Origin of the sequence: Bacteroides sp. (genome assembly GCF_029057325.1) — a bacterium.
Classification (GTDB): domain Bacteria; phylum Bacteroidota; class Bacteroidia; order Bacteroidales; family Bacteroidaceae; genus Bacteroides.
In genome coordinates this window covers 61,957-76,450 of sequence record NZ_JAICZW010000162.1, presented here as the reverse complement: position 1 = coordinate 76,450, position 14,494 = coordinate 61,957, and the positions used below count along the sequence as shown (strand labels likewise).

The 14,494-nt window shown below is 44.7% G+C and carries 12 protein-coding genes and 1 tRNA gene; 8 read left to right on the top strand and 5 right to left on the bottom strand.

Annotated features, from left to right (window positions below; genetic code table 11):
* Positions 1 to 206 precede the first annotated feature (206 nt).
* A tRNA-Pro gene (locus K2G43_RS10930) sits at positions 207 to 281 on the bottom strand.
* Between the two features lie 450 nt (positions 282 to 731).
* Between K2G43_RS10930 and K2G43_RS10925 the strand changes: the two genes are divergently transcribed.
* The 5 genes from K2G43_RS10925 (at position 732) to K2G43_RS10905 (ending at position 5,700) form a co-directional block, all read left to right on the top strand.
* Positions 732 to 1,976 carry a site-specific integrase gene (locus tag K2G43_RS10925; RefSeq protein WP_300155075.1) on the top strand — a complete coding sequence of 415 codons (1,245 nt, stop codon included), beginning with the start codon at positions 732 to 734 and terminating at the stop codon, positions 1,974 to 1,976.
* Positions 1,977 to 2,008: 32 nt separating this feature from the next.
* The gene (locus tag K2G43_RS10920) at positions 2,009 to 2,812 is read left to right on the top strand and encodes a helix-turn-helix domain-containing protein (RefSeq protein WP_300155072.1); all 804 of its coding nucleotides are present in this window, start codon (positions 2,009 to 2,011) and stop codon (positions 2,810 to 2,812) included.
* Positions 2,813 to 2,894: 82 nt separating this feature from the next.
* Positions 2,895 to 3,890 carry a phage/plasmid replication protein gene (locus tag K2G43_RS10915; RefSeq protein WP_366525045.1) on the top strand — a complete coding sequence of 332 codons (996 nt, stop codon included), beginning with the start codon at positions 2,895 to 2,897 and terminating at the stop codon, positions 3,888 to 3,890.
* Between the two features lie 886 nt (positions 3,891 to 4,776).
* Positions 4,777 to 5,253, top strand: coding sequence for a hypothetical protein (locus K2G43_RS10910; protein WP_300155067.1), 477 nt, complete (start codon positions 4,777 to 4,779; stop codon positions 5,251 to 5,253).
* A gap of 18 nt (positions 5,254 to 5,271) precedes the next feature.
* Complete coding sequence (locus K2G43_RS10905; protein WP_162222687.1) at positions 5,272 to 5,700, top strand: HD domain-containing protein; 429 nt, start codon at positions 5,272 to 5,274, stop codon at positions 5,698 to 5,700.
* Between the two features lie 302 nt (positions 5,701 to 6,002).
* Here the strand turns inward: K2G43_RS10905 and aroB are convergent, their stop codons facing one another.
* Positions 6,003 to 7,064: a 3-dehydroquinate synthase gene (aroB, locus tag K2G43_RS10900; RefSeq protein WP_297641576.1), complete on the bottom strand. Its 1,062-nt coding sequence runs from the start codon at positions 7,062 to 7,064 to the stop codon at positions 6,003 to 6,005.
* Positions 7,065 to 7,180: 116 nt separating this feature from the next.
* Here aroB and K2G43_RS10895 point away from each other — a divergent pair, with 116 nt between their 5' ends.
* From K2G43_RS10895 to cls, 3 genes are all read left to right on the top strand, one after another.
* A complete protein-coding gene (locus K2G43_RS10895; protein WP_297641578.1) occupies positions 7,181 to 7,585 on the top strand; it encodes a hypothetical protein in 405 nt (134 codons plus the stop codon).
* A gap of 103 nt (positions 7,586 to 7,688) precedes the next feature.
* A complete protein-coding gene (locus K2G43_RS10890) occupies positions 7,689 to 10,610 on the top strand; it encodes an outer membrane beta-barrel protein (protein WP_300155056.1) in 2,922 nt (973 codons plus the stop codon).
* 173 nt (positions 10,611 to 10,783) lie between these two features.
* Positions 10,784 to 12,223, top strand: a complete 1,440-nt coding sequence (gene cls, locus K2G43_RS10885) for a cardiolipin synthase (RefSeq protein ID WP_300155053.1) — start codon at positions 10,784 to 10,786, stop codon at positions 12,221 to 12,223.
* 145 nt (positions 12,224 to 12,368) lie between these two features.
* Here cls and K2G43_RS10880 read toward each other — a convergent pair whose 3' ends face one another.
* The 3 genes from K2G43_RS10880 to K2G43_RS10870 form a co-directional block, all read right to left on the bottom strand.
* Positions 12,369 to 12,905 (bottom strand): RsmD family RNA methyltransferase, encoded by a 537-nt coding sequence (locus tag K2G43_RS10880; RefSeq protein ID WP_297641584.1) that lies wholly within the window; start codon positions 12,903 to 12,905, stop codon positions 12,369 to 12,371.
* Positions 12,896 to 13,663 (bottom strand): DUF3822 family protein, encoded by a 768-nt coding sequence (locus K2G43_RS10875; RefSeq protein ID WP_300155050.1) that lies wholly within the window; start codon positions 13,661 to 13,663, stop codon positions 12,896 to 12,898. Before K2G43_RS10875 ends, K2G43_RS10880 begins: the two co-directional genes overlap by 10 nt.
* 68 nt (positions 13,664 to 13,731) lie before the next feature.
* Positions 13,732 to 14,418: a hypothetical protein gene (locus tag K2G43_RS10870; RefSeq protein ID WP_297641588.1), complete on the bottom strand. Its 687-nt coding sequence runs from the start codon at positions 14,416 to 14,418 to the stop codon at positions 13,732 to 13,734.
* Between the last annotated feature and the right edge of the window lie 76 nt (positions 14,419 to 14,494).

Genomic DNA, 14,494 nt, shown 5'->3' with positions numbered 1-14,494 from the left:
CGAAGGAGTGGATCGGGTTTCATGCCACAAAGGTAAAAAATATAATGTAAAAGAAAGGATGACCAACCGGAAATATCCGCTGACCCAGATTTATGCATACCCCCAATGATTATCGGGTGAGCCTATGTTTGGGAGCATATAAACAAAAGGTATAAAAACTAAAAAAGGCATCGACAATCTTTCGATTATCAATGCCTTTTTACCAGTCGGGGTGACTGGATTCGAACCAGCGACCACACGCCCCCCAGACGCGTACTCTAACCGGGCTGAGCTACACCCCGAATTGCGGATGCAAAGGTAGTACTTTATTTTGAATCTGCAAGCGTTCCGACTAATTTTATTTACTTAAAAATTATAATACACTATAATACAGCACATTATATTAATTCTTTTATAACTATAAAAACAAGGCAAGAATAAAGCATATCCCGTCCATATAACACATTTTGTATTTAGTTGCCCTTACAGTTACCCCGAATCTTGTATTTATTAGCCTTAAGTTACCCAAAAACTTTAATCATAATTTAATCGAAATTTATTCGCTGTTGGAAGCGGAGGTTTCCTAATACTGCCCAAGTTGGGATAAGGTTAAAAAGGCATATCCGATGAAATTTCGGAATTGCAATCCGCCTTTCATTGTTAAATAAATCTAAATACATAGCTTTATTGCAGGTTTTTGAAATTCTCCGTTTGAGTTTCATCGTTATATACCGGTTCTAAAAAAATAAGTTATGGCTAAAATTAGATTTGTTTTGAATAAAAGTAATATCCGCAGGGACGGCACATGCCCCGTATGCCTGCGGATTACCCAAAATGGCAGATTGAAATACATTGACCTCGGACTTTCCGCAACGGTTGAACAATGGAACGCGGAGACGGAGCGGTTTAAAAAGGACAGACGCGTGGTTTCCAACTACGAAAACTACAATGCCCTGTTGAACCACTACGAGGAACGGAAAGACGGAATCCTGCGCAAATTCGCACAAGAACGGGCGGAGTGGACGATAGAACGCTTTGAGGAAGAATTTGTAGGGGCTTCAAAACGTGGAAAGGTGTATGACTTTTGGATGAGGCTTGTCGATGACCTTATGGCTACGGGGCATATAGGCAATGCCAAGGTATATGCACGAGACCTGCACTTGTTTTGCCTCTATGACAGTAAAGCCAAACAACGGCTGTTTTCCGATATTGACGTGAAGTATATAAACCGTCTGAATCACGCTATGGAGTTGAACGGGTGCTGCGGAAACACACGGATGCACACCTTAAAGACGTTACGGGCTGTAATAAACAAGGCTATCAAGGAAAAAGAAGCCTCATCTGCCACCTATCCATTTGGAAAAGGAGGCTTTGAAGTCGGAAAATTGGCGGAAGAGACAGAAAAACGTTACCTGCCACTTAAAGAACTGAAACTAATAAAAACCACACCCCAACAGAATATGGTGCTGGAACGTGCACGAAGGCTGTTTCTGTTTTCCTATTACTGCTTTGGAATGAGTTTTGTTGACATGGCACATTTGACAAACCAAAACATAGTCATGCTTTCAACAGGTTTACACATCGTTTACAAACGGCAGAAAATTAAAAACGCCAAAAACACGAAACCTATACAGATACCTGTAACAAATGAAATAAGAGAGCTGTTGGAATGGTTCAAGTCCAACATTCCGCCTATGGGGAATTACCTATTACCTATCATTACCAAAAACTATGACGGGGTGGAACTTTACGACCATGTGCGTACCCGTTACAAGCGAATCAATATGAACATGAAGAAATTAGGGAAAGAACTGGGTATCCGTTTGCCACTTACCACCTATGTTTCCCGTCATTCAATGGCCATGACCTTGCAGGAAAACAGTATGCCCCGAGAAGTCATTAGCCAAGCATTGGGGCACAAGAATCTTACCACTACGAATGTCTACCTTGACAGCTTCAAGACAGAAGTGCTTGACAATGCTGCGAGGGTTTTATAACAACAAGCATTTATAACATAAACAAAAAGAATATGGAAGCTATAATCAACTACATAGGAAATGCAACACCATTGGATAAAGCAATTAAAAGACTGTTGCAAAGAAGAATAAACATGTTTACCCCTACGCGTCAAACCAGTTATATTCAGTCATTATGTTACGGAAACAAGGAAAGATTGCAACAGGTGCTGGATGTAATAGACAAAGCTGTAAACGAATGGAGAGACAGGTATTTTATACCCGAATGCAGGCACATACACCCCAATATGAGCAGCACGGATATAGAGGACTTGTGCATGGCGGACAAGCTGCATAATGACGAAGGTAAAATCGAACTGACTGCGGACTTCCTATGTGGGGAAATAGAAAAGTACAGCTTCGTCAATGAACAACACCGCACGGCCATAGAAACGGCATGGAGTTTTAACGACTTGGAATTTCTACGTTCACAATGGGAAGATACCGTATTGGAGCAGATAAGGAGTCTTAGAGGCATTGCAAAAGAAATGCTGGGTATATACCCAGCCAAGCCACAGGACGGGCAACAGAAGACCAACAGACCTCTAAAAAGGATGGAAGATTACCCGGATGTGTTTGGCATGGATATTTGTTGCCAGTTGACAGGGTACTCCAAGGACACCATTTATAAACTGACAGCCAAGAATGAGATACCCTGTTACCGTGCAGGAAACAATGGTAGGAAGCTAATGTTCAAACGCAAAGATATTATAGCGTGGATGTTGGATAGGAAACAGGAAACGAACAAGGAATTTATAGAACGTATGGATGGACAGCTTGTTGCACGGATGCGGAACTCTAAAAATTTACTTCTATAATATACCTCAAATTTGTACAACTTTTTATGTACATTTTTTATGTCATTTTTAATCATGTGTAATCGTTATAAAAACATAGTCTATGTATGATAAAGTCAAATTAATGCTATATGACCTGCCAACAGGGTACGACTGGCAAACAGTCCTGCAACGTACTGTTGTAAAGGACTATTTTGCCAATGGTACAGGTGGTAAGGGGTATTGGCTTGGACGTAGGGTCATAGCCACAGAAACGTATGTATCGTTCGAGGGCAGTCTTCCTAAATGTCTGTGGGGACATAATCTAAAGACCTTGTCATTAAGGCAGGTCAAGTGGCTTATAATGAAGTTGAGCAAGGACTTGGGGGTACCTATGTATAAGGCAGTGGTGGAGTCTGCGGAGTTTGCACATAACTTTAGCATGACAGAGCCTCCTATTATGTATATGCAGAAGTTGGACGCCATGAAGAAATTTAGACCTAATGAGTGGAACGGTACTAAGTATATAGAGGACGAAGAAGTGCGTTGCAAGTTTTATGACAAGATACAGGAGGCAAAGAAGAAGCGTGAGTTACCCAAATATGGAAGAGAGAACTTACCGAGAAACTTATTGAGGTACGAGGTGACATTTAGCACCAAAGGACTGAATAGGTTGTTTGGTAGGGATATAGTAGCAGAGGAACTTTGGAGTAAACAGGTATTTTGGACGCTGGTTGCAGAGTGGTTTGGATATTATGAGGATATGGTGAAGCTACCGAATGACTGTTGGGATGTGGATTACCATATTTTTGAGAGCGCCAAAGACTTTGCCAAGTGGTGTATTTGTATAGCAAATGCCGACCAAAACCTGTCTTATTATGTGAAGCACGTACTTTTTAAACTTCGGGCAAATCCGCAGCCATCCGACCGTGTCCTACATGGGCAAATACAAAAGAAAATCCAAGAAGCGTTGGAGTGGGGCAAAAAGCATCTGACTCTCCCTAACCTGACCTTGGAACTGACAGGCAAAATAGAACAATATCTTGCTGGGCTGTTGGAGCAGTCAGCAGACGGTATGAGCATCGCAGAGGAACGACGAATATTCAATACAGCTTGTTAGTTCTCTCTCTAATCAAGTAAGGCTTGGTAATCATCAGAGGGTGTAAACTCTACTTCCCTAAGTTTACTCTTCGGGTGATTATCAAGCCTTATCTTTTAATAGAGGGGTCTATTGGTCGTGCGCAGCCAAAAACTTATCAGATACAATAAAAGTATTCGGTGGGGTGTAATAATGGCTTAAACGCTCTAATACGAGGTTGTTTAATTCTATGTGATAAGGTGGTTATGCTCGGTCGATAGAATGAATACAGGTTGTAAGTAAAGAGGATGTAACACTCTCAAATCTTCATTGTATGATGATAAACTTATGTAATGACAGGGTATTACGTCATAGAGGACTTGCAATGTAGGGGGCAAAAATGTCATGCAGTACCTAAAAATGAGTGGAGTGTAATCGAATGGTAAGGTCTGTTTGAGGTCGTGGGTATGATGATGAGGCTGTTTCGAGGCATCCATAAGAGATACGACATTTCAAAATGCAATAGCCTCATCGGAGTTCCTTCCCTAAAATCTTGTGAACTATCAATAAATGAGTAAATTTGTTCCACGACATCCCTAAAAACGTTTGTAGAACGCAGGATTTTAGTTATATTTGTCCCGCTAACAGGTTAAAGACCTGTTGGTGACATATTAATTAAAGGATGCGTTTAGCTTTATCCCGTTTTTAGAAATTCTGGTAAAATTTCATGTGGTACGGGGATAGACGATACAAACGCTCATGCTAATCTTGTATATATCAGCGATATATATGGCTTGGCGTGGGGTGTCGTTTTATCTTGTACCACGGGTTTACCAGAGCCTCTAAAACAGATAATTCTAACAGCCTCACGCTATCTTTTTATATAAACCTTTCCTATCGGGGCTGTGGGGAGCAAATCTACGATATTATGAAAAAGTATTTTGTTTTATCAGTATTTATTATACTGGTTGGGGCATTTACAAATGCTCAGGGTCAAAGTTCTGCAATTCCTGAGAAAGGAGTGTTAGTTCATGGAAACGTCCGTTTATGCAACTATGAAAGGGGCTGTTTAATAACAGACAACGACATGAAGCATTGGACACAAAAACTTGAAATCTCCTATGACGGTTCAGATAAGACATACGGTATTTACATCAATGTCCGAGGGGATATTATCAATTTAGGTGTCAAATACAAAAGTAGTGGAACAGAATCTTATACATACGAAGGAACGGACAGGGTAACAGGACGAAAGGTCGTTGTCGTAACAAAACAAAAACTGAGTTGGTATCTGAATAACAACGGTGTCAGCTCTCATACTGAAGTTGAAAGTCCAAAGGGAATAGTTGTCACAGTTCCTTCTACTTATACGGTTTTCTCTGTTGTTCCAATTAAAAATAGATGATAAATAACGATAAAAGTTATGTTGAACAAGGCTTTAGATATTGCTTATAAGGCTCATTTGGGGCAGACAGACAAGGCTGGCGCTCCTTACATACTTCACCCTATGAGGGTGGCATTACACTGTCAAACAGAAGATGAAAAGATTGTGGCATTGTTGCACGATGTAGTGGAAGATACTCCTATAACATTGGAGGAGCTAAAAGCACAAGGTTTTAGTGATGACGTGTTGGCAGCTTTAAAATGCCTGACCAAAATAAAGGGCGAGGACTACCAAATATTTATCCAGCGTGTAGCGACTAATCCGCTTGCAGTAAAAGTTAAAATACAAGATTTAAAAGACAATATGGATTTATCCCGCTTAGGTGGTAAACCGCATTGGAAAATGGAAACCTATAAAGAGGCTTTAATTTATCTTGCACAATGCCTTGAAATATCCGAATGTAAATAAATGCGACAACGACAATTTGCTTTTATTTGCACCAAGTTTCCCGAGAACTTTAATCGAAATTTATTCGCAGATAATAAAAAAGGAGTTAGGCAACAGCTTAACTCCTTTATATTTAGTATTTTGTAGTTCTATTTATTAATGCTCATTTCAATACCCCCAGACGCGTACTCTAACCGGGCTGAGCTACAGCCCGAATTGCGGATGCAAAAGTAGTACTTTATTTTGAAATAGCAAACAATACGGACGTTTTTTTGCAGATTGCGTGAAAAAATAATTGTTTTTTTTACCGGAAGGGGGGAGAGTTATGCTCCCATGCACTCCCGGTAGAAGTCGAACATCTCAAAAAGGGTGTCTTTGTCTGCCGTTTGGTTGAGGCAGATGTCGCCTACTTCTTTCAGCAAGGTGAAGTTGATGATGCCGGCAGTGTTCTTTTTGTCGTGCTTCATCAGTTCGTAGAGGCGGTCGTATTGTTTGCAGTTGAAACTGAATGCACCATAGTTTTCTTTGATGAACCGGATGGTCTGGCGCATCTTCTCTTTGGGGAAGCCTACCTTTATATAAGATAGGTATAGTTCGCAGACGATGCCCCAAGCTACGGCATAGCCGTGCAGCACCGGACGGCCTTCGGCAAGGGCAAGGCTCTCGAAGGCGTGGCCCACGGTATGTCCCAGGTTCAAGGCTTTGCGGATGCCGTGCTCCTGCGGGTCCTCTTCCACAATGCGCTCTTTCACTTGTACGGAACGTCCCACCATGGATTTCAGCAGGGCATAGTCTATCTGTTCCGTGTCGAAAGCCAGCAGTTCCGTCAGGTGCTCCGTGGTGCTGATAAGTCCGTGCTTCAGCATTTCGGCATAACCGGAGAAGAAGTTGCGGGCATCGAGTGTGCGGAGAAATTCGGTTTCAATCAGCACACTGGCAGCGGGTGCAAAGGCTCCGATTTCATTCTTCAGGCCGTTGAAGTTGATGCCTGTCTTGCCTCCTACGGAAGCATCGACCATGGCAAGCAGGGTGGTGGGGATGTTGATGTAGGCTATGCCGCGCTTGAAGGTGGAGGCGGCGAACCCGCCGAGGTCGGTCACCATGCCGCCGCCAAGGTTGATGAGCAGGGAGTGGCGGCTTGCTCCTTTTTCGCTCAATGCCTGCCATACAGAGGCGAGCGTTTCCAGGTTCTTGTGTACATCTTCTGCTCCGATGCTGATTTTTTCCGCTTCTTTCAGTGCGGGGATGCCGTTCAGCAGCGGCAGGCAGAGGTGGTGGGTATGTTCGTCGGTCAGGATGAAAAGTTTGTCATGCGGACATCTTTCTATGGCGTGCGTCAGGCTGTTTGCCAGTCCTTCGCAGAGGATTACTTCTTGCTTAGTCATGAAATGATTTCAGATTTATGATTTATTGGGAGGCAAAGATACTTCTTTCGGCAATAAGTATTACCTTTGTCTTCCGAAAATAAATCATAAATCTAAAATTATAAATCTGAAATTAAATGAAAGCCTTACTTCCTGTTTTCTGCCGTCCGATGGGTTACTTTATCATCGCTTTAGCACTTTTCCTCCCCTTCATCCTCGTAATGATGGGGCGGGTGACCGATGCCAACCTGCTGTTTTATAAAGAGTGTTCCAAACTACTGATGATGATGGGGGCGCTGATGATAATCTTTGCCTTGACGAAAGGTGAGAGCAAGGAGATAGAGCAGGTGCGCAACAAGGCGGTGCGCAATGCTATTTTCCTGACAGTCCTTTTTGTTTTCGGTGGTATGTTGTGGCGGGTGGCAAAAGGAGATTTGATGTCGGTTGACACTTCTTCCTTCCTTATCTTCCTTATATTAAACGTGCTTTGCCTGGAGTATGGCGTCAAGAAGATGACGGTTGACCGGATATTCAAGAAATGAAGTAAAATATTCGCCTTGTCATTAAACCTTTTGGCTGAAAGTCTGTCCAATGAACAGTGAAAAAAATAGTGCTCATTTAAAGAACAGACAAAGAAACAGCTACATGAAGAAGATTATCACCGGGATGGCGTTGTTGCTGACAATGACGTTGTCCACATTCTCTCAAACAAAGAACATTACGGTTTCGGGCCGTGTTGTGGAAGACACCAAAGAGCCTGCCGTACAAGCCACAGTACAATTGCTTTCATTGCCCGACAGTGCGCAGGCGGCAGGTGTCGCCACCTCTAATCAGGGCTATTTTACGTTGCCCAAGGTGAAGGAGGGCAATTATGCGCTGAAGGTTTCCTACATTGGTTTTAAAACAAAAGTGCTTCCTTTGCGGCTTTCCGCATCCGCACCCGACAAGAACATGGGTACGCTGGTGTTGGAGACGGATGCCGTGATGCTGGCGGAGGCCGTGGTGACGGCAGAGGCGGCGCAGGTGCAGGTGGTGGAAGACACATTGGTGTATAACTCCTCTGCCTATCGTACACCCGAAGGCTCCATGTTGGAGGAATTGGTAAAGAAGTTGCCTGGTGCAGAGGTGGATGACGAAGGTAATGTGAAAATCAACGGCAAAGATCTGTCGAAGATTATGGTTGATGGCAAGGAGTTCTTTGGCGGGGACGTGAAGACCGGTTTGAAGAACCTGCCTGTAGATATGATTGATAAGCTGAAGACTTACGACAAGAAGTCAGACTTGGCACGTGTCACCGGCATTGACGACGGTGAGGAAGAGACGGTGCTCGACCTGACCATGAAGAAAGGCATGAATCAGGGATGGTTCGGTAATGCCGATGTGGCCGGGGGTACGGAAGACCGCTACATGGGGCGTTTCATGCTGAACCGCTTTGTGGAGAATACACAAGTTTCGCTTGTCGGTTCTGCCAACAACGTGAACGATCAAGGATTCTCCGGCGGTGGAGGCGGTCCGCGCTGGCGAAGAAACAACGGACTGACAACAACGAAAATGCTGGGTGTGAACTTTGCTACCCAGACCAACAAGCTGGAACTGGGAGGTAGCGCGCGCTACAACTATCGGAACGCTAATATCATGAGCATCGGTTCCATCGAGAATTTCTTGGAAAACGGAAACTCTTACTCCAATGCTAACAGCAGGCAACGCAACAAAAATCAAGACTTCAATGCGGACTTCCGTCTGGAATGGAAGCCGGACTCTATGACGAACATCATCTTCCGCCCGGACTTCTCATACGGAAAGACGGATAATTTCTCCGATTCGGAGAGTGGTACGTTCAATGCCAGTCCTTACAATTTGGTGACCGATCCCAACAATTGGCTGAATTTGGAGAAGATTCTCAATCCGGATGATGACCCGCTGCGTGACATTCGCGTCAATGCTACAAACAGCGGTTCATTGAGCGATAACAAGAATATCTCTACAAATGCGACTTTGCAGTTGAACCGCAAATTGAACAATAAAGGACGTAATATCACGTTCAGAGGCCGGTTCGGCTATACCAATACCGATAATAACAATTATACAGAGTCGGAAACGCACTACTTTCGGTTGATGAACTACTTGGGAGGCGACTCTATCTTGATTCGTAACCAATACATCACAACTCCTACCAAAAACTTTAACTACAGTGCGCAACTGACTTACAGCGAACCGATAGCCCGTGCCACTTTCCTGCAATTCAGTTATCAGTTCCAGTATAAGTACAGCGAGAGCGATAAGACGACTTTCGATTTGCAGCATTTCCCCGATTGGGGATTGTCCACCCAACTGCCTTCGGGATATGAGGAACATGAAGTGGACAGTCTGGGCAAGTATGCCGAGTATCGCTATTACAATCACGACGCTTCTGTCTCCTTGCGCTTTATCCGCGAGAAGTATCAGTTGAGTGCCGGTATGTCGTTCCAGCCGCAACATTCTATCTTATCCTATAAGCGGGGCGACTACATGATTGATACGACCCGCAATGTGTTCAACTTCGCGCCGAATGTGGACCTGCGCATCCGCTTCTCCAAAGTGAGCCAGCTGCGTATGACCTACCGTGGCCGCAGCAGCCAGCCGAGTATGGAGAACCTGTTGCCGATTGTGGACAACTCCAATCCGCAGGATATCCGCGTGGGTAATCCCGGTTTGAAGCCAGCATTTACGCACAATATGCGCTTCTTCTATAACACCTATAATGCGGAGAAGCAACGGAGCGTCATGTCGCACGTCAACTTTTCGGCCACGCAAAACAGCATAAGCAACAGCCGTGTCTATAATCCGGAGACTGGTGGATGGACCACCACCCCGAAGAATATCAACGGCAATTGGAATGCGTTCGGCATGTTCGGGTTCAATACCGCGCTGCCCAACAAGAAATATACCATCAATTCCTTCTCCAATGCCAACTATCAGAATAATGTGGCTTATCTGACATCTGGCAGGGGAGCCGATGCTGTGGAACGGAAGAACACGACCACCAATCTGACCTTTGGCGAACGTCTGAATGCGGCTTACCGCAACGACTGGTTTGAACTCGGCCTGAACGGAAGCATTTCCTATTCCATAGAAAAGGATAAACTGACGCCGGATAATAATCAGGAACCTTACACATTCTCATACGGTGCCAATACGCAGGTTATCATGCCGTGGAAGATGACGCTTTCTACGAACATCGCCAACCAGAGCCGTCGCGGCTATACAGACAGCAGCATGAACCGCAATGAGCTTGTCTGGAATGCCCAGCTGTCGCAGACTTTCCTGAAAGGGGCGGCTACGGTCAGTTTTGAAATGTATGACATCCTGAAGAAGCAGAGCAACATCAGCCGTTCATTGACGGCAAGCGGTCGTTCGGTTTATGAATACAACGGTGTGAACAGTTACTGTATGCTTCACTTCATCTACCGTCTGAACATCTTTGGCAGCAAGGCAGCCCGCGAGAAGATGCAGAACCGTCGCGGATTCGGTGGTCCCGGCTTTGGTCCCGGTCCTGGTGCGGGTTTCGGAGGAAGAAGGCCGTTCTAAAGCTCAATGAAGAGTGATAAATGAAGAATGAAGAATTTTCTTGTGGCATGATTGCGCAGCCAAATTCTTCATTCTTCATTTTTTTATTTTTTTCTTCAGTCATTCTTCATTTATTTTCCTACATTTGTTATAAACTTAGGAAGTGGGAAGCTTAAAACTTCAAAGAACTCGCCATGTTTGATTGGAACTTCATAGTCGGACAGATTGCCGAAATACTATTCAATATCCTTTATTTCGGTGCCATTATCGGAACGATTGTCGTCATTGTACTTGACAACCGTAATCCGGTAAAGACGTTGGCGTGGCTGTTGGTGCTGATTTTCCTTCCCATTGTAGGACTGGTGTTCTATTTCTTCTTCGGTCGTAGTGGCCGGCGGATACGTATTATCGGAAAGAAAAGTTATAACCGTCTGTTGCGGAAACCGATGGCGGAATATCTGGCACAGGATGTCTGTTCGCTTCCGGTCAATTATAGCCGTCTCATCTCCTTGTTCCGTAATATCAACCAGGCTTTTCCTTTTGATGGCAACCGGGTGGAGATCTATACCGAAGGGCTTTCCATGTTGCATGCTTTGTTGCGTGAATTGGAAAAGGCAACCCGGCATATTCATATTGAGTTCTATATTTTCGAGGATGATGCTGTGGGGCGATTGGTGCGCGATGTGCTGATGGAGAAGGCACGCGCAGGGGTAGAAGTGCGTGTGCTTTATGACGATGTGGGTTGCTGGCATGTTCCCAACCGCTTTTTTGAAGAAATGCGTGAGGCAGGTATTGAGGTGCATAGTTTTCTGAAAGTGCGTTTCCCGCTTTTCACCAGTAAGGTGAATTATCGCAATCATCGTAAGATTGTCGTTATTGATGGGCGCATAGGTTTTGTGGGCGGGATGAACCTTGCCAAACGTTATATGCGTGGCTTCTCTTGGGGCATTTGGCGTGATACACATCTGTTGCTGGAAGGTAAGGCCGTGCATGGGCTGCAAACAACTTTTCTCCTTGATTGGTATTTCGTGGATCGCACCTTGATTACTTCTGCCGCCTATTTCCCCAGAATAGAAAATCAAGGTACTTCATTGGCACAGATTGTGACGAGTGAGCCGGTAGGCCCTTGGAAGGATATTATGCAGGGGCTTGTTGTTTCCATTTCCGGCGCGCGTAGGTATTTTTATATCCAGACTCCCTATTTCCTGCCTACGGAGGCGGTGTTGGAAGCGATGCTGACAGCGGCGTTGGCGGGAGTCGATGTGCGTTTGATGCTACCCATGCGGGCGGATAGTCGTTTGACGCATTGGGGTTCTTGTTCTTATTTGGCGGATGTGCTTCAAGCTGGAGTTAAGGTCTATTTCTATAAGAAAGGATTCCTTCACTCCAAGTTAATGGTTTCAGACGATGAACTCTCTACGGTGGGTTCCACCAATGTGGACTTCCGTAGTTTTGAACACAATTTTGAGGTGAATGCCTTTATTTATGATGCTGATACGGCATGTCGGATGCGCGACATCTTTCTGCAAGACCAACGTGACAGCGTGCAGATATTCTTGAAAAATTGGGTGAAACGTCCTTGGTATCGCAAGGTGGCAGAAAGTGTGGTGAGGCTGATGGCACCGTTGCTTTAGAGGGGGTGTGTCAAAATGAAAAGGAACCGACATGATGATAGATTTTAGGCACGGATTGCACGGATTTACACGGTTTTCTTCTTAATGAATCCATGAAATCCGTGTAATTCCGTGCCTAAAAGAAAGTGAGATACTTTTGATACACCTACTTGAAAAGCGAGAAGTTTACACTTCCGTATGCTCTTCGTTCCACGAAGTGTGGATGATTCTCGAAGCTGTTTTTCTTTCCATGTTCCAAGACGAACAAGCCGTCTTCCTTCAGCAGGTTGTTTTCAAAGATGAGGTCGGGCAGCGTTTCCAATCCGGCAAGTTCGTAGGGAGGATCGGCGAAGATGAAGTCGAACTGTTCACGTCCGCTTTTGATGTATTTGAACACGTCGCCACGGATGGGCAGGCATTTGTCCGTCTTGACTTCTTGCATAATCTTGCAGATAAAGGTGTAATGGTCACGGTCTTTTTCTACGCTGATTACCTGGTCGCAGCCTCTGGATACCAGTTCGATGCTGATGCTGCCCGTTCCGGCAAAGAGGTCGAGGGCGCGTACATTCTCTTCAAAATCCAGGTAGTTGCTGGTTAGTACGTTGAATAGGTTCTCTTTGGCAAAGTCTGTGGTGGGACGCGCCTTGAAAGTGTGGGGGACGTCAAAACGTCTTCTTTTGTATATTCCGCTGATTACTCGCATAAGGTTATCGCTTGCAGGTCAATGTTATTCGCCGGATTCATTACAAACACTTGGCGGATGAATTTACGTAGTTCAGGCAGTAGTGCCTCTTTGTCTTGGAGGTCGCCGGTGAGGTGCAACTCGTCACGCTCCTGTTCAAGTCCAAGTTGCTTCCATATATATAGAAGGTAATAGAGGCGGTCTGCGGTTGCCTTGCAACCGAAAGAGTTGGCAAGGAGCAGGCGACCGCGCTCAAAGCTGTATATATCGGCAGCCTCTTTCCGAAGGTGGACGTACATCTTCCGGTTGTTCCCTAAACGGCTCTTTGTGGAGAAGTGCTCCATGAGTGCGCCGGATTGAGAGTAGAACCCGGCATCCGGATATTGCTCGTGCAGGAAGGAGTAAGCGCTTTTGTCCATGCCGAACAATACGACCGTATTGCTTTTGTGCAGAATGTTGTATAGCACGATTTCGTTCTCCCGTTTGGGGTGGTTGTGATAGAAGACCATTTCCACCTGTTCGTCCTCGAAGAACTCTAATGGGATGAGCGTGTAGCGTTTGTCTGCCATCAGTATATTGACACCGTGGAACGGGTGGTGTAGCCACTCCAGTTCTTGGAAAGTTTGCTTCAGGTTTGCGGTGAGCGAAAGGGATTCGTTCACTTTGCGGTCGAAGATTGCGGATGAACCGCTATCCAGAGGGTTGAATATAGAAAAAGAAAATCCATCCGTACTGAGACGGATGGATAATGTGTATTGTTCCGATTTGCTGAAATCCATGTTCTTGAGTTTATAAGTTTCGTAAAAGTCCTAAGAACTCACGAACTTAAGAACTGATAGGCTTGAGATTATTCCCAGTTGCCGGCGTTGTTGTTAGCTGTTTCCAAGCTACCAATCATCAGACCGCAGTATCTGCCCAACTTGGTTTGTACATCCTTGAGGTTGGCGATTTCCTGTGCGTCCAGTCCGTTCAGATAGGTCTCATACGGAGTCTTCACTTCAAGCAGGCAGAAAGGAGCACCCGACTTGGCTGTATCGTTCTTGGTTGCCATTTCGAATTGTGCGCCATTTCCGAAGGGTACATATCTCATAGAGTCAGCGTTGAAGCCTTTCGGGAAGATGGTGTCCAATACGGCTACCCACAGGGTGTCACGCTTGAAGTTTTCCAATCCCCACTTCTTCACTTCGTCATATTTGCCTGTCTTCTTGGCTTTGTTGATGATGTTGATGGCTTTCTTTTCAGTCAGACCGTCTTCCAATTGCTTGTCGCTTAATTCGCCTTGCTTGAAGATGAACGGAAGTTTCTGGTTCTTTACGAAATCAATCAAAGTGTCGAAGTTTGCAGTGTACTGCTGATCGTGCAAAGTACGATATTCCAATTGTGCTTTACGGATGTCAATCAGGCGTGCGATGACTGCTGCATCTCTGTGTTTTTTTTCTTTCTCAAAGTTAATAGGACCCATAATGCTGGCATAACAAATGTAAATTAATACCAAGGCACACAGACCTAAAACGACATTAAATACTGTTTTCATGATAAATATGTTTTTTAGTTGTTATATTCGCACCGCAAAAATAAAAGAAATTAATTTAAAAACGATAGTTCCCTTT